At 65.8% G+C, this 16,286-nt stretch carries 18 protein-coding genes and 2 tRNA genes; 11 read left to right on the top strand and 9 right to left on the bottom strand.

Translation table 11 applies throughout. From position 1 onward, the window contains the following. Nucleotides 1–134 precede the first annotated feature (134 nt). Genes IEW58_RS12965 through IEW58_RS12995 form a run of 7 tightly spaced genes read right to left on the bottom strand, consistent with a single transcriptional unit; the run spans nucleotide 135 to nucleotide 5,169 of the window. Nucleotides 135–1,061: a bifunctional riboflavin kinase/FAD synthetase gene (locus IEW58_RS12965; protein ID WP_188645493.1), complete on the bottom strand. Its 927-nt coding sequence runs from the start codon at nucleotides 1,059–1,061 to the stop codon at nucleotides 135–137. Beyond that, a complete protein-coding gene (locus IEW58_RS12970) occupies nucleotides 1,058–2,248 on the bottom strand; it encodes a dipeptidase (protein WP_188645494.1) in 1,191 nt (396 codons plus the stop codon). The genes IEW58_RS12965 and IEW58_RS12970 overlap by 4 nt, the downstream gene beginning before the upstream one ends. After that, nucleotides 2,245–2,730 (bottom strand): dihydrofolate reductase, encoded by a 486-nt coding sequence (locus IEW58_RS12975; protein ID WP_188645831.1) that lies wholly within the window; start codon nucleotides 2,728–2,730, stop codon nucleotides 2,245–2,247. Before IEW58_RS12975 ends, IEW58_RS12970 begins: the two co-directional genes overlap by 4 nt. Next, nucleotides 2,727–3,785 carry a 5-(carboxyamino)imidazole ribonucleotide synthase gene (locus IEW58_RS12980; RefSeq protein WP_188645495.1) on the bottom strand — a complete coding sequence of 353 codons (1,059 nt, stop codon included), beginning with the start codon at nucleotides 3,783–3,785 and terminating at the stop codon, nucleotides 2,727–2,729. The genes IEW58_RS12975 and IEW58_RS12980 overlap by 4 nt, the downstream gene beginning before the upstream one ends. After that, complete coding sequence (purE, locus tag IEW58_RS12985) at nucleotides 3,785–4,243, bottom strand: 5-(carboxyamino)imidazole ribonucleotide mutase (protein WP_188645832.1); 459 nt, start codon at nucleotides 4,241–4,243, stop codon at nucleotides 3,785–3,787. The genes IEW58_RS12980 and purE overlap by 1 nt, the downstream gene beginning before the upstream one ends. Nucleotides 4,244–4,293: 50 nt before the next feature. Next, the gene (gene gpmA, locus IEW58_RS12990; protein WP_188645496.1) at nucleotides 4,294–4,980 is read right to left on the bottom strand and encodes a 2,3-diphosphoglycerate-dependent phosphoglycerate mutase; all 687 of its coding nucleotides are present in this window, start codon (nucleotides 4,978–4,980) and stop codon (nucleotides 4,294–4,296) included. 36 nt (nucleotides 4,981–5,016) lie between these two features. Further along, a complete protein-coding gene (locus IEW58_RS12995) occupies nucleotides 5,017–5,169 on the bottom strand; it encodes a hypothetical protein (RefSeq protein WP_188645497.1) in 153 nt (50 codons plus the stop codon). 110 nt (nucleotides 5,170–5,279) lie between these two features. Between IEW58_RS12995 and IEW58_RS13000 the strand changes: the two genes are divergently transcribed. Continuing rightward, nucleotides 5,280–5,354: transfer RNA gene (locus tag IEW58_RS13000), tRNA-Thr, on the top strand. An 88-nt stretch (nucleotides 5,355–5,442) separates the two neighbouring features. Here the strand turns inward: IEW58_RS13000 and IEW58_RS13005 are convergent. Continuing rightward, nucleotides 5,443–5,751, bottom strand: coding sequence for a GNAT family N-acetyltransferase (locus IEW58_RS13005; RefSeq protein ID WP_188645498.1), 309 nt, complete (start codon nucleotides 5,749–5,751; stop codon nucleotides 5,443–5,445). 67 nt (nucleotides 5,752–5,818) lie between these two features. On the opposite strand from IEW58_RS13005, the gene IEW58_RS13010 reads away from it, so the two are divergent. Together IEW58_RS13010 and IEW58_RS13015 are read left to right on the top strand one after the other, a co-directional pair. Next, nucleotides 5,819–6,814: a threonine aldolase family protein gene (locus IEW58_RS13010; RefSeq protein WP_188645833.1), complete on the top strand. Its 996-nt coding sequence runs from the start codon at nucleotides 5,819–5,821 to the stop codon at nucleotides 6,812–6,814. Then, entirely contained in the window at nucleotides 6,811–7,731 is a 921-nt protein-coding gene (locus IEW58_RS13015) for a DMT family transporter (RefSeq protein WP_188645499.1), read from the top strand. Before IEW58_RS13010 ends, IEW58_RS13015 begins: the two co-directional genes overlap by 4 nt. A gap of 7 nt (nucleotides 7,732–7,738) precedes the next feature. On the opposite strand, the gene IEW58_RS13020 is transcribed toward IEW58_RS13015, so the two are convergent. Continuing rightward, nucleotides 7,739–8,503, bottom strand: coding sequence for a Rossmann-fold NAD(P)-binding domain-containing protein (locus IEW58_RS13020; RefSeq protein ID WP_188645834.1), 765 nt, complete (start codon nucleotides 8,501–8,503; stop codon nucleotides 7,739–7,741). A gap of 222 nt (nucleotides 8,504–8,725) precedes the next feature. On the opposite strand from IEW58_RS13020, the gene pepN reads away from it, so the two are divergent. From pepN to IEW58_RS13060, 8 genes are all read left to right on the top strand, one after another. Beyond that, on the top strand, nucleotides 8,726–11,392 hold the full coding sequence (gene pepN / locus IEW58_RS13025) for an aminopeptidase N (protein ID WP_188645500.1): 2,667 nt from the start codon (nucleotides 8,726–8,728) through the stop codon (nucleotides 11,390–11,392). Nucleotides 11,393–11,441: 49 nt separating this feature from the next. Further along, nucleotides 11,442–12,149 carry a peptidoglycan editing factor PgeF gene (gene pgeF, locus IEW58_RS13030; protein ID WP_229658592.1) on the top strand — a complete coding sequence of 236 codons (708 nt, stop codon included), beginning with the start codon at nucleotides 11,442–11,444 and terminating at the stop codon, nucleotides 12,147–12,149. A 204-nt stretch (nucleotides 12,150–12,353) separates the two neighbouring features. Next, nucleotides 12,354–12,926, top strand: coding sequence for a ubiquinol-cytochrome c reductase iron-sulfur subunit (petA, locus tag IEW58_RS13035; protein WP_188645502.1), 573 nt, complete (start codon nucleotides 12,354–12,356; stop codon nucleotides 12,924–12,926). Between the two features lie 20 nt (nucleotides 12,927–12,946). Beyond that, entirely contained in the window at nucleotides 12,947–14,242 is a 1,296-nt protein-coding gene (locus tag IEW58_RS13040; protein ID WP_188645503.1) for a cytochrome b, read from the top strand. Nucleotides 14,243–14,269: 27 nt separating this feature from the next. Then, nucleotides 14,270–15,151 carry a cytochrome c1 gene (locus IEW58_RS13045; RefSeq protein ID WP_188645504.1) on the top strand — a complete coding sequence of 294 codons (882 nt, stop codon included), beginning with the start codon at nucleotides 14,270–14,272 and terminating at the stop codon, nucleotides 15,149–15,151. Between the two features lie 16 nt (nucleotides 15,152–15,167). After that, on the top strand, nucleotides 15,168–15,704 hold the full coding sequence (locus IEW58_RS13050; protein ID WP_188645505.1) for an adenine phosphoribosyltransferase: 537 nt from the start codon (nucleotides 15,168–15,170) through the stop codon (nucleotides 15,702–15,704). A gap of 116 nt (nucleotides 15,705–15,820) precedes the next feature. Next, nucleotides 15,821–15,894: transfer RNA gene (locus IEW58_RS13055), tRNA-Gly, on the top strand. 198 nt (nucleotides 15,895–16,092) lie between these two features. Further along, nucleotides 16,093–16,284, top strand: a complete 192-nt coding sequence (locus IEW58_RS13060) for a hypothetical protein (protein ID WP_188645506.1) — start codon at nucleotides 16,093–16,095, stop codon at nucleotides 16,282–16,284. The last annotated feature ends 2 nt before the right edge of the window (nucleotides 16,285–16,286 follow it).

A 16,286-nucleotide genomic window follows, 5' to 3' on the forward strand; every position in this document is an offset into this window, starting at 1 on the left:
GGGTGGATGGTGGATAGGCAGGTTCACCGCCCCCTTCGTCATTCCCGCGTAGGCGGGGAGTCGAAGACGTGCTTGCACAATCCAGACGCCGCGCTTGGACTGGATCCCCGCCTGCGCGGGGATGACGATAGTTTCTAGCTGAGCACCCGCCGCGCCTCGTCGCAGTCCTTCGCCATCTGCGCCTGCAGTTCCTCAAGGCTGTCGAACTTCGCCTCGGGGCGGAGGAAGCGATGGAAGCCCACCTCGATCTCCTGCCCGTAAAGGTCGCCGTCGAAATCGAAGAAGTACGGTTCGAGCAATTCCTTGGGGGGATCGAACATCGGCCGGATGCCGACGCTGGCCGCGCCTTTCAGCTCCTGCCCCGTGGCCAGCACCCGCCCCGTCACCGCGTAGATGCCGTAACGGGGGCGCAGGTAGCTTTCGAGCGGCAGGTTGGCGGTCGGATAGCCGATCGTCCGCCCAAGCTTGTCGCCGTGCTGGACGATCCCGCGAATGGCGAACGGGCGGGTGAGGAGGCGGGTCGCGGTGCTGCAATCGCCCCGCTGCAGGGCGGCGCGGATGCGGCTGGAAGACACCGGCTCGCCCTCGTCGAGCACCGGCGCCACCGCGCGCGCTTCGATGCCGCATTCCGCGCCGAGCGATTCGAGCACCGCTCGATTGCCGCCGCGCGCCTTGCCGAAGGTGAAGTCCTCTCCCGTCACCACGCCCGCCGCGCCGATCCGTTCGTGCAGCAGCACGCGCACGAAATCCTCCGCGGTGGTGCCTGCGAGATCCCCGTCGAAGTGGAACACCAGCATCGCGGTCGCCCCGGCGGCGAGGAACAACTCCTGCCGCTGCTCGAGCGTGGTGAGGCGGAACGGCGCGACATCGGGCTTGAAATGGCGCACGGGATGCGGATCGAACGTGGCGACGATGCTCGGCCGGCCTTCGGCGCGCGCCCACGCGATCGCCTCGCCGACCACCGCCTGGTGGCCCTGGTGGAAACCGTCGAAATTGCCGAGCGCCACGACCGCCCCGCGCAGGGACTGGGGCACCGATTTGCGGTGATCGAGCCACCTCATGCGGCTGGTGTCCGATCTGCACCCTGGGGCACGATCCCGGCGCGGATCACCCGCAGCGCGTTTTCGCCCATCGCCTTGCGGATTTCCTCGGGCGTGAACCCTTCGTCGAGCAGCGCTTGAGTGACCTGGGTCAGTTGCGAGGTATCGAACCGCACCGTGGTCGCCCCGTCGTAATCGCTGCCAAGCGCGACGTATTCGATGCCGACCAGATCGCGCACGTGCTTCATCGCGCGCGCGGTGTCCCTTGGGCTGGTGCCGCAGACCGCAGCGTCCCAGTAACCGATGCCGACCACGCCGCCGGTCCGCGCGACGCCGCGGATTTCCTTGTCGGTCAGGTTGCGGTTGACCTTGCAGGTCGCCTGCACCCCGCCGTGGCTCGAGACGACGGGGCGGGTCGCCATGCTCAGGATATCGGCGACGCAAGCATGGCTGCAGTGCGCTAAGTCGACGATCATGCCGAGCCGCTCCATCCGCTTGACCGCCTCGCGGCCCTTCGGTGTCAGCCCGCCTTTCTTCACCCCGTGCATCGAGCCGGCGAGGTCGTTGTCGAAGAAGTGCGTCAGCCCCGCCATGCGGAAGCCAGCGGCGTGCAGGCGATTGAGGTTATCGAGGTTGCCTTCGAGGTTCTGCAATCCCTCGATCGACAGCATCGCGCCGACCGGTTTCTTCGCGCCGCGCCGGTCAGCCAGCAGTTTCGCGAGCGAAGCGTCATCGGTCACCTGCTCGAGTCGCCCGCCGGCCTTGCCTACGGCCCGGTGCAGCTTCTCGGCATGCCACAGCGAGCGTTCGAGCAATGAGCCCCACGTGCGCACCGGCTGGAGCTGCGCGATTGCCAGCGTCGCGATGTTGTCGGTCTCGCCGGTGTTCGAATCGTAGTTCTGGCCCTTGGGCGTCTTGGTGACGCTCGAGAACACCTGCAGCGCGACGTTCCCTTGCTCGAGCCGCCCGAGATCCTCGTGACCGCCCTGGTTGTCCGACAGCAGGCTGCGCTTCCACATCAGCGTATCGGAGTGGAGGTCGACGATCGTCAGGGTGCGGTGCAGCGCCTTCGCCTTATCGGACACCCGGATCAGCGGCTGGCCATCGATCTGGTTCATCGACCGCTCGACGATACCGGGGCCGAGCGCGAAGAAGCCGACGAGCGCGGCAAGCAGGAGGACGGCGAGGCCCCAGAGCCACTTGCTCATCCGGCGCGCTCCAGCGTGACGAAGGAAAAGGCGGGCGTGTCGCCCTCGGCGGCGTGATCCTCGCGCCTCACCTCGCGCCATTCCGGCCCGAATGGCTCCATGAAAGTGTCACCGGCCATATCGGCGTGAACCTCGGTCAGCTCGATCCGGGTGGTGTGCGGCAACAGCAGATCATACACCTGGGCCCCTCCGATCACCGAAACATCGCTGTTCGGCGCCAGATCGAGCGCTTCATTCGCATCGTGCGCGACTTCGGCGCCGTCCGCCTGCCAGGTCCGACTGCGGGTCAGCACGATATGCCGGCGTCCGGGAAGAAGCCGTCCCAGGCTCTCGAAAGTCTTGCGGCCCATGATCATCGGCCGGTCGCCAGTAAGTGCCTTGAACCGCTTCAGGTCTGCTGGAATCCGCCACGGCAGCCCGCCATCGCGGCCAATGGTCCCGTTCGCGGCGCGGGCGACGATCGCCGTTACCCGGCGCGTCATCCCCTTGGCCATACGCGCGTTACGTGCCCCATCTTGCGCCCCTCGCGCGCCTCCCGCTTGCCGTAGAGGTGGAGGTGGGCATGGGGGTCGGCCAGCAGGCGATGCGCGGTAAGCGCTTCCTCGCCGATCAGATTGTCCATCTCGATCCGCCGGGCGATGGTCGACGTGTCGCCCAGCGGCAGGCCGCAGATCGCGCGGATGTGATTTTCGAACTGGCTCGTCGCCGCGCCCTCGATCGTCCAGTGGCCCGAGTTATGCACCCGCGGCGCCATCTCGTTGAACACCGGGCCGACCTCGGTGGCGAAGAACTCGACCGACAGGACGCCGACATATCCGAGATCGCCGGCAATGCGGGCAGCCAAGCCACGCGCCGGCTCCACCTGCGCCGCGACGGACGCGCTCGGCGGCCAGTGCGACCGGGCGAGAATACCGTCGTCGTGGCGATTCTCGGTGCTGTCCCAGAAGCGGATCTCGCCGTCCTGCCCGCGCACCAGTATGACGGAAAATTCCCCGTGGAACCGCACCATGCCCTCATAGACGCAAGTGCGCTGGGGCAGGCGGACCGCATCGGCGTCGCGGGCCGAAGCGAGCTTCCACTGGCCCTTGCCGTCGTAGCCCTCGCGAGCGGTCTTCAGGATGCCGGGAGTACCGATCCGCTCCACCGCGCGGGCGAGGTCGGCGGGCGAGTCGACCGACGCGAAGGGCGCGGGCCGCCCTCCAAGCGATTCGGCGAAGCGTTTTTCCTTGAGCCGGTCCTGCGCCACTTCGAGCGCGCGCAAGTTGGGTGCCAGACGCTCCGAGATGAAGCCGAGGGGGCCGGCGGGCACATTCTCGAATTCGAAGGTCAGAACACTGCACGCCTGCGCGAAGCGTCCGAGCGCAAGCGGATCGGTGAAGGGAGCGATCGTCGCATCATGCGCGACTTCCGCGGCCACGCTGTCGCGCTCCGGGGTGTAGATGTGGACGCGAAAACCAAGTTGCGCGGCGGCCATCGCCAGCATCCGGCCGAGCTGGCCGCCGCCAAGAATGCCGATCGTTCCTCCCGGCTGCAGCATCAGTCCTCCGGCGCCTCGTTCACGGCCTCTGTTCGTGCGGCGCGCCAGTCCTGCAGGCGTCGCGACAGTGCCGGATCGCTTAAGGCCAGGATAGCCGCGGCGAGCAAACCGGCGTTGGTGGCGCCCGCCTCGCCGATCGCAAGCGTACCAGTCGGCACCCCGGCCGGCATCTGGACAATCGACAGCAGGCTGTCGAGGCCCTTGAGCGCCCTAGATTTGACTGGCACCCCCAGCACCGGCAGATGGGTGAGCGCAGCGAGCATTCCGGGCAGGTGAGCCGCGCCTCCCGCGCCGGCGACAACGACCTTGAACCCTTCTTCGTGCGCCGTCCTGCCGAAGCGGTACATCCGCTCGGGCGTGCGGTGCGCCGAAACGATGCGCGCCTCGTAGGTCACGCCCAGCTCGTCGAGCACCTCGGCGGCACAGCGCATGGTCGACCAGTCGGACTGGCTGCCCATCACGATCGCAACGTCTGGCGCCCTGCTCGCCTCCCCCTTGCCAGCCACCGTCAGATATCCTTGAGGTAACGCCGCTCGCCCGGGACCAGCCGCTCATCGAAATCATAGACGATCGGCTGTCCGGTCGGAATCTCGAGGCTGGCGATGTCCGCATCCGAAATGCCCGACAAGTGCTTGACCAGCGCACGAAGCGAATTGCCGTGCGCGCTCACCAGGACCGTTTCCCCCGCCTCTAGCTGAGGGCGGATCGCGCTTTCCCAATAAGGCAGAACGCGTTCGATCGTCAGCTTGAGACTCTCGGTCCGCGGCACCGGGATCCCGGCATAGCGTGCGTCGGAGGCCAGATCGAATTCGGAACCGGATTCAAGCTCGGGCGGCGGTACGTCGAAGCTGCGCCGCCAGACGTGGACTTGTTCCTCGCCGTGCCGGTCGCGGGTTTCCTGCTTGTCCAGACCGGTCAGCCCGCCATAGTGTCGTTCGTTGAGGTGCCAGTCCTTTGTCTCGGGGATCCACAGCCGCCCACACGCCTCGAGCGCGAGGTGCAGCGTCTTGATCGCCCGGGTCTGGAGCGAGGTGAATGCCACCGTCGGCAGCAGCCCCTTTTCGGCCAGAAGCTCGCCCGCGGCGAACGCCTCAGCCACGCCTTGCTCGGTAAGGTCGACATCCCACCAGCCGGTGAAGCGGTTTTCCAGGTTCCATTGGCTCTGGCCGTGACGGACCAGGATGAGGGTCGGCAAGGAATGCTCCCGCGTAGCTATGAAAGAGCCGCCGCGTTAGCCGCCGGGCTCGTCTTTGGAAAGGCCGGGCTGCGCGACGGAGGCCTTCTCGCGCACCTGCATTTTGCGGCGGCGCAAGTTCTCGCGCAGCTTTGCGGCAAGGCGCTCTTCCCTCGTCGGAGCGCGGTGGTCTGGCTTGTCGGCGGACATCGCTCGCGGACTTGCCCGCACCGGAAATGATTGACAAGGGGAGGCGGCACTGTAAGGCGCGCCCGCTCCCCCGCCTGGCCTCCAGCCGGATGGGAGCTTCCGATGGTCATGCTGCTGTAGCTCAGTGGTAGAGCACTCCCTTGGTAAGGGAGAGGCCGAGAGTTCAATCCTCTCCAGCAGCACCATCGCTCTTATCGCCCTGTCGCTTCGCTGCTTGAAGGCGCGGTTCTACCCATTTGCGAGCACGGCTTTTCCGGGGACGGATGAGCCGGATCAGGTCGGGGTCTCGGCCAGCAGATCCGACCATTCCGGATGACGGCGGAACTGTGCTTCGACATAGGAGCACTGCGGAACGATCTTGAAGCCTTCGCTCCTCGCGTCCGCCACCAGCGCATCCACCAGCGCCGCCGCAACACCGCGACCGCCGATTTCGGGGGGGACCAGCGTGTGATCGGCAATTCGCGCATTGCCGCGCGCTTGCCATGTCAGCCGGCCGATCGCCGTGCTGCCCGGAACCCGGGCGCGGTATTCGCCATGGGCCTCATTGCCGTGGCGGGTGATCTCGAATTCAGCGTCGGGCATTGGGAGTCTCTCTCCTTCTTGCGCTCAACGTGCGCGCCGCTAGGGGCGTTCCGTGATGAGCCGATCGATGCAGTTTCTCTCCGACAACTCCGCCGCAGTCCATCCCCGCGTGTGGGAGGCTCTGCGCGCCGCGGACGAAGCGCAGGCGCCTTACGACAACGACGCGCTGTCTCAGCGCCTCGATGCAGCGTTCTCCGCTCTGTTCGGACGAGAGGTCAGCGTGCTGTGGGTAGCCACCGGCACGGCAGCCAACTGCCTCGCACTTGCGACGATCTGCCCGCCGCACGGAGGTGTCGTCTGCCACCGCGAGGCGCATATCGAGGTAGACGAAGGCGGCGCGCCGGGCTTCTACCTGCATGGAGCCAAGTTGCTCCTCGCCGAGGGGGAAGGGGCCAAGCTGACGATCGAGGGGGTGCGCGCGGTCATCGACCCGATCCGCGATGATGTGCATCAGGTCCAGCCACACGCTCTCAGCGTCACGCAGGCAAGCGAGTATGGGCTGGCTTACCGGCCCAGCGAGCTTGCCGCCCTGGGTGCTCTGGCACAGGAACGACGGCTGGGCTTCCATGTCGACGGCGCGCGCTTCGCCAATGCGGTGGCCTTCCTCGGCTGCACTCCCGCTGAAGCGGCTGGACCGTGCGACGCGCTGAGCTTCGGCTGCGTCAAGAACGGCGGCATGAGTGCCGAAGCGATCGTGTTTTTCGACCTCGGGCTTGCATCGGTCGCCCGCTATCGCCGCAAGCGGGCCGGGCACCTCCAGTCGAAGGGCCGTTTTCTCGCCGCACAGTTGCTGGCGATGGTGGAGGGCGATCTGTGGCTCGCCAACGCACGCGCCGCAAATGCCGCGGCGGCCGAGATCGCGGCGGCTTGCGGAGAGCGGCTGCTCCACCCGGTGGAAGCCAACGAATTGTTCGTCCGCCTGACCGCTGCCGAGCGCGACGCGCTGCGCGGACAAGGCTTCGGTTTCTACGACTGGGGAGACAACGCCGCCCGCTTCGTTACCGCATGGAACACCGACGAGGCGGCCGCATCGGCACTTTTCCGCGCGATCGCCGCGTTATGAGCGAGGCCGCCGGGCACCCGCCGCCGCATGCTCTGCTGCGGCCGCGGATCGCCATCCCCTTCGTTCTGGTGGCGCTCATCTGGGGATCGACCTGGTACGTGATCACCGGCCAGATTGCCGAAGTGCCGCCGAGCTGGTCGATCACCTACCGCTTCGCGCTCGCGACCCCGGCGATGTTCGCCCTCGCCACCATCATGCGGCAGCCTCTCGCGATGACATGGCGCGGCCATGCGCTGGCCCTCCTGATCGGGCTCACCCAGTTCTGCGGCAACTTCAACTTCGTCTATCGCGCCGAGCAGCATCTTACGTCCGGCGTGGTGGCAGTGATGTTCGGCATGCTGATGGTGCCCAACGCGTTGCTTGGCTGGTGGTGGCTGGGGCAGAAGGTGACGCGGCGGTTTCTCCTCGGCAGCGCCATCGCCATCGCCGGTATCGCGCTGCTCCTGGTGCACGAGGCTAACGTGGCTCGGCTTGGCGGAAACGTGCTGCTGGGCGTGGCGCTGGCAGTCGGCGGCATCATGTCGGCCTCGATATCCAACGTCGCGCAGGCAGGGCGCGTTGGCCGCGCGCAGCCAATAGTCACGCTGCTGGCCTTCTCGATGCTTTACGGCACGCTGATCGACGCGGCGATCGCCTGGGCACTGGCCGGCCCGCCGGTCATCCCGTCTTCGGCTTCATTCTGGAGCGGGACGGCATGGCTCGCGCTGGCAGGCTCGGTCGTGACCTTTCCGCTTTACTACGGGATCATCCGCGCAATCGGCCCCGGCCGGACAGCCTACAACGGGGTCCTGGTAATCGTCGTCGCCATGCTGATCTCGACCCTGATCGAGGGGTTCCAGTGGTCGTTGCTGGCGATTGCCGGGGCGACGCTGGGAACGCTCGGCATGATCATCGCGCTGCGCGCGCGGCAGGTCTGATCCGGCTTCAGCGCAAGCTCGCGAGCCCTTCGCGGTAAGTGGGATAGCGCAGCCGCCAACCAAGTACGCGTTTGGCCTTGCCGTTCGCCACGCGGCGGTTCTCGGCATAGAATCCGCGTGCCATCGGGGAGAGCCCCGCCTCGTCCATGGTCTGCAGCGGCGGCGGCTCGCGGCCGAGCAGGCGGCAGGCGTGTTCTATGACGGCATTCTGGCTTGCCGGGAGGTCGTCGGCGAGGTTGTAAGCGCCCGCCGGGGCGCCCAGCCCCGCGACCACGCCGCCAGCTATGTCTTCGACATGGACGCGGCTGAACACCTGTCCGGGAAGATCGATGCGGTGCGCGCGACCCTCGCGGACCCGGTCCAGCGCGCTGCGTCCTGGACCATAAATGCCGGGCAGGCGGAATACCCGCGCCCCGCGTGCGATCCAGGCTGAGTCGGCATCGCTACGGGCGGTGCGGCGGCCCATTCCGACAGGAGCACATTCGTCCACCCAAGCCCCGCCGGTGTCACCATAAACGCCGGTGGACGAGAGGTAGCCAAGCCAGGGCTGGTCGAGCGCGTCTCCGTAGCGCGCGAGAACCGGGTCCCCCTCCTCGCCGGGCGGGACCGACGACAGCACATGGCTCGCCCTGGACAGCGCAGCGCGCACGGCCTCCTCGTCTTCGAAGCGGGTCGTCCCGTCGCTTCCGGTCGCCTCGATTGACCACCCGTCGAGGCGGCGCGCAATCGCCTTTGCGCTGTACCCCATCCCGAAGATGAACAGGCGGCTCACCCGGTTTCCGGATGCCTGCCAGCCGTCTCGACGACTCATCCCGGATTGAAGGCTGGGGTCACGAAATCGATCTTCATAAGCGTCTTCTTTCGGATTGCACTGCTCGGTGGGCGGAGCACCGGAGTCAAGCGGCCCCGAAGCCTCGACCGGCAGCGGCTGCTGGCCGACAAACCGCGCCATGCCGTCTGGACGCCCCGCGCCTGCGGTGCGAAGGCTGGAGGCATGGATATTGCGCGCACCCCTTCGACACCCGACGGCAACCCGGAAATGGCCGATGCCGCGCCCGGCCCGCTCGACCGGCCGAGCGAGCCGCCGCTCATTCGGCGCGAAGATTACCGGCCGTTCGACTGGCTGGTGCCGGAAATTCGCCTGGACTTCACGCTGGGGCTCGAAAGGACCCTCGTTGTTGCCACGCTCAAAGTCGAGCGTAATCCAAACGGTGAACCTGCCAGCGAGATTCGCCTTAACGGTGACGGGCTGACGCCGCTTGATGTCACGGTCGACGGACATGCTTCCAACAGCTGGCGCATGGAAGGAAGCGATCTCCTCGTCGATCTCCCCGGCGACGCGCACGAGATCCGCTTCGCGACGGAGATCGCGCCGGTCGCCAATTCGCAGTTGATGGGCCTTTATGCCTCGAACGGAATGCTGTGCACCCAGTGTGAGGCCGAAGGCTTCCGGCGCATCACCTTCTTCCCCGACCGGCCGGACGTGCTCAGCACTTACACCGTGCGAATGGAGGGGCCGAAAGATGCCTTTCCCGTGCTGCTTTCCAACGGCAACCGGATTGCGGCCGGTGGGGGCGAGGACGGCACCCACTGGGCCGAGTGGCACGATCCCTGGCCCAAGCCGAGCTACCTCTTCGCGCTCGTCGCGGGCGACCTGGTAGCACGCAAGGACCGCTTCACGACGATGAGCGGGCGCGAAGTGGACCTAGCGATCTGGGTGCGCGCCGAAGATCTCGACCGCACCGGCCATGCAATGGAATCGCTGATCAAGAGCATGAAGTGGGACGAGCAGGTGTTCGGGCGGGAATACGATCTCGACCAGTTCAACATCGTCGCCGTCGGTGATTTCAACATGGGGGCGATGGAGAACAAGGGCCTCAACGTCTTCAACACCAAATACGTCCTCGCCGACCCGGAAACCGCCACCGACGGCGACTATGACGGGATCGAAGGCGTGATCGCGCACGAGTATTTCCACAACTGGTCGGGCAATCGCGTCACTTGCCGCGACTGGTTCCAGCTTTCGCTGAAGGAAGGCTTCACCGTGCTGCGCGACCAATTGTTCAGCCAGGACATGCAAGGCGAAGCGGTCAAGCGGATCGAGGATGTGCGCCTGCTGCGCAGCGTCCAGTTTCCCGAAGATTCGGGTCCGCTGGCGCATCCGATCCGTCCGGACAGCTTCCGCGAGATCGGCAATTTCTACACTTCGACGGTTTACAACAAGGGTGCCGAAGTCATCCGCATGATGCGTACGATGGCCGGCCCGGAGCGCTTCCGCGAGGGCACCGACCTCTATTTCGGGCGCCACGACGGCGAGGCGGCGACTTGCGAGGACTTCATCCGGGCAATGGAGGACGGGGCCGGGCTCGATCTGGCGCAGTTCCGCCTGTGGTACTCGCAGGCCGGCACCCCGAAGGTCGAGGTGTCGCTCGCCCATGAAGGCGAAGCCGCGACGCTCACCCTGAGGCAAACCGTGCCGGTGACGCCGGGGCAGCCCGACAAGCAACCGATGCCCATCCCACTGCGGCTGGCGCTGCTTGATCGCGAGACCGGACGCCACAATGGTGAGCAGTTGATCGTTCTCGACAAGCCGGAGCAGGTCCATCGCTTCGAAGGCTTCGCGGCGAAGCCCGTTCTGTCGGTGAACCGCGGGTTCTCAGCCCCGGTCGCGATCGAACGGGTGATCGACTCCGATGATCTCGTGTTCCTCGCCAAGAACGATGACGACGCTTTCGCTCGCTACGAGGCGATGCAGGAGCTGATCGTCGGACACCTCGTCGCGGTGGTCGAGGGAGGGCTCGACGAACGCGTCCAAGACGCGGCGCGCTCTTCGATTGCAGAGGTGATGCGCGTCATCGTCACCGACGCCGCACTCGATGATTCCATGCGCGGGGAACTGATGATGCTGCCCGGCCAGACCTATATCGCCGAGCAGCTCACGGTCGCCGATCCAGGCGCGATCCACGCCGCGCGTGAAGCCCTCAAGGGGTGGCTGGCGAAATCGCTCGAGATGGAACTGGTTGCGTTGCACGAGCGGGCAAGTGGCATCTCCTCGGGCATGGACCGGGCGGCGCGCGGGGCGCGCAAGGTGAAGACCCAGGCCCTTGTCTTCCTTGCCGCCGGCAATCCCGAACTGGCCGAACGAATGGCTGCTGCGCAGTACGACGCGGCGGATACCATGACAGACCGTCAAGGTGCACTGATGGTGCTCGCCGGCCTGGCCGGACCGCAGCGCACTCACAAGCTGATCGACTTCTACAACCGGTTCCAGGGCGATGCACTGGTGATCGACAAGTGGTTCAGCCTGCAGGCCGGCTCGCTCCACCCGCACGTCATCGAGCATGTCCATGCGCTCGCCCAGCATCCCGATTTCAACATCAAGAACCCCAACCGTGTGCGCAGCCTCTACATGGCGTTCACCGGCACGCCGCTCGGCTTTCATGCCGCGGACGGCGAGGGGTATCGGATGATCGCCGATCTCATCCTCGCGCTCGATCCGATCAATGCCTCGACCGCGGCGCGCTTTGTGCCGCCGCTGGGCCGCTGGCGGCGCATCGAACCGGGCCGAGCTGCATTGATGCGAGGTGAGCTTGAGCGGATCGCCGCACATGCGGACCTGTCGCGCGATACCTTCGAACAGGTCACCCGTTCGCTTGGCTGAGGTGGAGGCGGAGCGCGCAAAAGTCCTTGCCGGCGTACCGCATGGCTTCATGACCCGCATTGGCGGCGTCTCGACGGGCCTTGTCGAAGGACTCAATTGCGGGTTCGGTGCCGAAGACGATCCGGCTGCCGTGGCGGAGAACCGGCGGCGCGCCGCGGACGCTGTGCTTTCCGGCGCCGCGCTCGTGAGCGTTCATCAGATCCATTCGCCCCGCGCGGTAACCGTGGACGAACCGTGGCCCGACAACAGGCGTCCGGAAGCAGACGCACTGGTCACCAAACGGCAGGGCATCCTTCTTGGCATCGTGACCGCTGACTGCGCCCCGGTCCTCCTGGCCGATCGTGCCGCGGGAGTCATCGGCGCTGCCCATGCCGGCTGGCGCGGCGCCGAAAGCGGCATCATCGAAGCAACGGTTGCGGCGATGGAGGCCCTGGGCGCTCGGCGCGATGCCATCGCAGCCGCGGTGGGACCCTGCATCGCCCAGGCGAGCTACGAGGTGGGAGAGGAGTTGCGAGAGCGTTTCGGCGAGGCGGCGCAGCAGTTCTTCTCTAGCGGCGCTCGAGGGCGGTGGCAGTTCGACCTGGCAGGCTATGTCGCCGCGCGACTGGCCGAATCGCTCGTCGGTTCGGTCGAGGTGCTCGAATGCGACACTTACTGCGACCAGCGGCGGTTCTACTCCTTCCGCCGCGCGACCCACCTCGGGGAGCCGACTTACGGGCGCCAGGTTTCGCTGATAGGGCTGCCGCCGGAGGCCTGAAAACGGCCATAATGGCGGTTGGCAACCCGCCGACTTGCGTATATGCGCGCCGCAAACCGGCACTTCGGGCGGCTTTCGGGCGGTTCGGTGACCGCGAAAACAGGGGCCACAGCTTCTCGTCGCGGGATCGGTGCAGACACTCGTTGGCTCGTCATTCGGCGGGTTTCATTCGCGAAGAAGTACAAGGCAGGGCAGGCACCGCTGATGGCTGACACGACTGGCGACGCGATCCCGGGGACCATGACGGTCGACGATGACGGGATCCGGCGGCGCGATTTCATCAATGTTGCGGCCGTGGGCGCCGCGGGCGTGGGCGGCATCGCGGTCCTTCTGCCGCTGATCAGCCAGATGGCGCCCAGCGCCGACGTGCTGGCCGAAAGCAGCACCGAGATCGACGTTTCCTCGGTTCAGCCGGGGATGGCTATCAAGGCAGTCTTCCGCAAGCAGCCGCTGTTCGTGCGCCGCCTGACGCCGGCCGAGATCAAGGCCGCGAACGCGGTCGACGTGTCGAGCCTGCGCGATCCGCAGACGCTGGCCGAGCGGACCAAGGAAGGCCACGAGGACCTGCTCATCACCATGGGCGTGTGCACCCACCTCGGTTGCGTTCCGCTGGGCGCGGGCGAGGGTGAGAACAAGGGCCCCTTCGGCGGCTACTTCTGTCCGTGCCACGGTTCGGCTTACGACACCGCGGCACGCATCCGCAAAGGTCCGGCACCCAAGAACCTCGAGGTTCCGGAATACGAGTTCACCAGCGACACCGTCGTCAAGGTCGGCTGAGGCGAGAGAGAGCGAATACGATGAGCTTCCCCTGGGCCAAGCACTACGAACCCGTTAACCCGCTGATGCGGTACCTCGACGAGAAGCTGCCGCTTCCGCGTCTGGTCTACAACGCGATCGGTGGCGGCTATCCGGTGCCGCGCAATCTGAACTACATGTGGAACTTCGGCGTTCTCGCCGGATTCTGCCTGGTCCTGCAGATCGTCACCGGCGTTATCCTGGCGATGCACTACGCCGCCAACGCGGGCGTCGCATTCTCGTCGGTCGAACACATCATGCGCGACGTGAACTGGGGCTGGATGCTGCGCTACGCGCACGCCAACGGCGCCAGTGCGTTCTTCGCAGTGATCTACCTGCATATCTTCCGCGGTTTCTTCTATTCGTCGTACAAGGCGCCGCGCGAGATGATCTGGCTGATCGGCGTGGTCATCTTCCTGCTCATGATGGCGACCGGCTTCATGGGTTATGTGCTTCCCTGGGGGCAGATGAGCTTCTGGGGTGCGAAGGTCATCACCGGCCTGTTCGGCGCGATCCCTGTCGTCGGTGAGCCGATCCAGATCTGGCTGCTGGGCGGCTATGCGCCGGACAACGCCGCGCTCAACCGTTTCTTCAGCCTGCACTTCCTGCTGCCCTTCGTGATCGCGGGCGCGGTGATCCTGCACATCTGGGCGCTGCACATCCCGGGTTCGTCGAACCCCACGGGGGTCGAGGTGAAGAAGGAAAGCGACACCATCCCGTTCCATCCCTATTACACGGCGAAGGATGGTTACGGATTGGGTGTTTTCCTGATCCTCTACTGCATCATGCTGTTCTTCCTGCCCAATTACCTCGGGCACCCAGACAACTATATCGAGGCGAACCCGCTCTCGACGCCGGCGCACATCGTGCCCGAGTGGTACTTCTGGCCGTTCTACGCGATCCTGCGCGCCTTCACCGCCGACTTCTTCTTCATCCCGGCGAAACTGATGGGCGTGCTGGCCATGTTCAGCGCGATCCTGCTGTGGTTCTTCCTTCCGTGGCTCGACAAGGGGCCGGTCCGCTCGGGCCACTACCGTCCGCTGTTCCGCAAGTTCTTCTGGTTCGGCCTCATCCCGGCGATGGCTGTGCTGTTCTACTGTGGCGGCGCACCGGCGGAGGAGCCGTACGTCATGCTCAGCCAGATCGCGACGGCGTACTACTTCCTCCACTTCCTCGTGATCCTGCCGATCGTGTCGATGATCGAGCGGCCCGATCCGCTGCCGTATTCGATCACCGAAGCGGTACTGGGCGAGGACAAGGCTGCCGTGCTGGGCGAAAACGCCACGCCGGGCGTCTGAGCAGGTTCAAGGGAAAGCGATAAGACAATGATCCGCCTCATCGGAATCCTCGCCGGCCTGTTCTTCAGCGTCGCGGTGCTGTGGGCCTTCGGCAACGGCGCCGTCGCCACGATCGGCCAGGGCTATCTCAAGGAAAAGACCGCCGAGAGCGAGTTCCACCTCCACCCGCGGGAGCTGAATCTGCAGTCTGATGGTCCCTTCGGGACCTGGGATCTCGCGCAGCTCCAGCGCGGTTTTCAGGTGTACAAGGAAGTCTGCGCCGCCTGTCACAGCCTGAAATACGTGGCCTTCCGCGATCTCAGCGCGCTCGGCTATTCTGAAGCCGAAGTGAAGGCGATCGCAGCCGGCTTCCAGGTGCCCGGAATCGATCCTAACACCGGCGAGGCGAACACGCGCCCGGGTCTGCCGACCGATTATTTCCCGTCGCCCTACCCCAACGCGGTTGCCGCGCGCGCGGCCAACAACAACGCTGTCCCGCCGGACCTTTCCCTGATGACGAAGGCGCGCCACGACGGAGCAGCCTACGTGCACTCGCTGCTCACCGGCTACCGCAACCTCGATACTTTCAGCATCGACGGCAAGCACGTGAAGGACGAGTTCCCCGAGTTCACAACGCCCGAGGGCGGCCACTTCAATCCGTATTTCGCGAACCTTAATATCGCGATGCCACCGCCACTCACTGCTGCCGGCCAGGTTACTTACGCTGAAGGCCAGCCGAAGCCGACCGTCGACCAGATGGCCAAGGACGTATCCGCCTTCCTCGCATGGACGGCGGAGCCGAAGAAGGTGAAGCGCACGCAGGTCGGTTGGCCGGTTCTAGGGTTCCTGCTTTTCGCCACCATCCTTGCCTGGCTCGCCAAGAACCAGGTGTGGGCGGCAATCAAGCCCAAGAAGCCCCGGGCCGCCTGATTCCCGGCGACGGGGCATGACGCCCGAACAGCTTCGCAATCTCGTACGCTCGGTGCCGGACTTTCCGGTGCCGGGCGTACTGTTTCGCGACATCACCACGCTCATTTCGCACGCCGAGGGACTGCGCGCGGCGGTGGGACACTTGGTCGACCGCGCTCGCGCCTCGGGCGCGCAGGCGATCGCCGGTATGGAGGCGCGAGGGTTCATATTCGGCGCGGCCGTGGCAATCGAACTGGGCGTCGGCTTTATTCCTGTGCGCAAGCCGGGGAAGTTGCCTGTGCCTACCGTCGGCATCGACTATCAGCTCGAATATGGCAGCGACCGGCTGGAGGTCGATCCGACCGCCATCCTTCCAGGTCAGAAAGTGGCGATCGTCGACGATCTTATCGCGACCGGCGGGACCGCGCTGGCCGCCGCGGAACTCTTGAGAAAGGTTGGAGGCGTCGTGGACCAGGCGCTTTTCGTGATCGACCTCCCGGACCTCGGCGGCGCGGAAAGGCTCCGCTCGGCCAATGTCGGTGTCGACGCCCTGATGTCATTTCCGGGGCACTGAGGGAGCACTGGCGTCGCGACCGGAGAGACGCCGACCGCATGTCCATCCTTTGCGACTGTCGTAGCAAAGCCGTTGACGGGGCGCTGCTCTACGTGGCAATTGCCGCCGCCTCGGACGCGGGTATAGCATAGTGGTAATGCTCTAGCCTTCCAAGCTAGCTAGGCGGGTTCGATTCCCGCTACCCGCTCCAACCGCACACAAGCCGACTTGAAGCGGCTATTTTGGGGTGGCTCGGCCCCTAGATTTAACACTGGTTCCGTGCCGTCGCTGCCTGTTTCCATCCGCATACAGCAAGAATCGAACGGTTTGACGCTCGCCCGTTTCGCGGCTCGCCTCTTCCGTTATCTCCCGATCTGCAGGGGACGAGTGACGGGAAGGGTCGAAAACAATGGTGAAGCTTGCGCATCTTGCGTGCGCGTTCGGTCGGCATAGCGTCGACATGGGCGCGGTTCGGCGCGTGCACGGGGGACAGGTGGGTCGCTGCCGTCATTGCGCGACGCCGATGGAGGAGAGCATGCCGCACACCTGGACGGTTCTTCACGTGCGCGACGCGGGTCTCGGCGGGCGCTTCCTGAACTAGGA

The sequence above is a fragment of the Tsuneonella deserti genome (assembly GCF_014644315.1).
GTDB classification, from domain to species: Bacteria; Pseudomonadota; Alphaproteobacteria; order Sphingomonadales; family Sphingomonadaceae; genus Tsuneonella; species Tsuneonella deserti.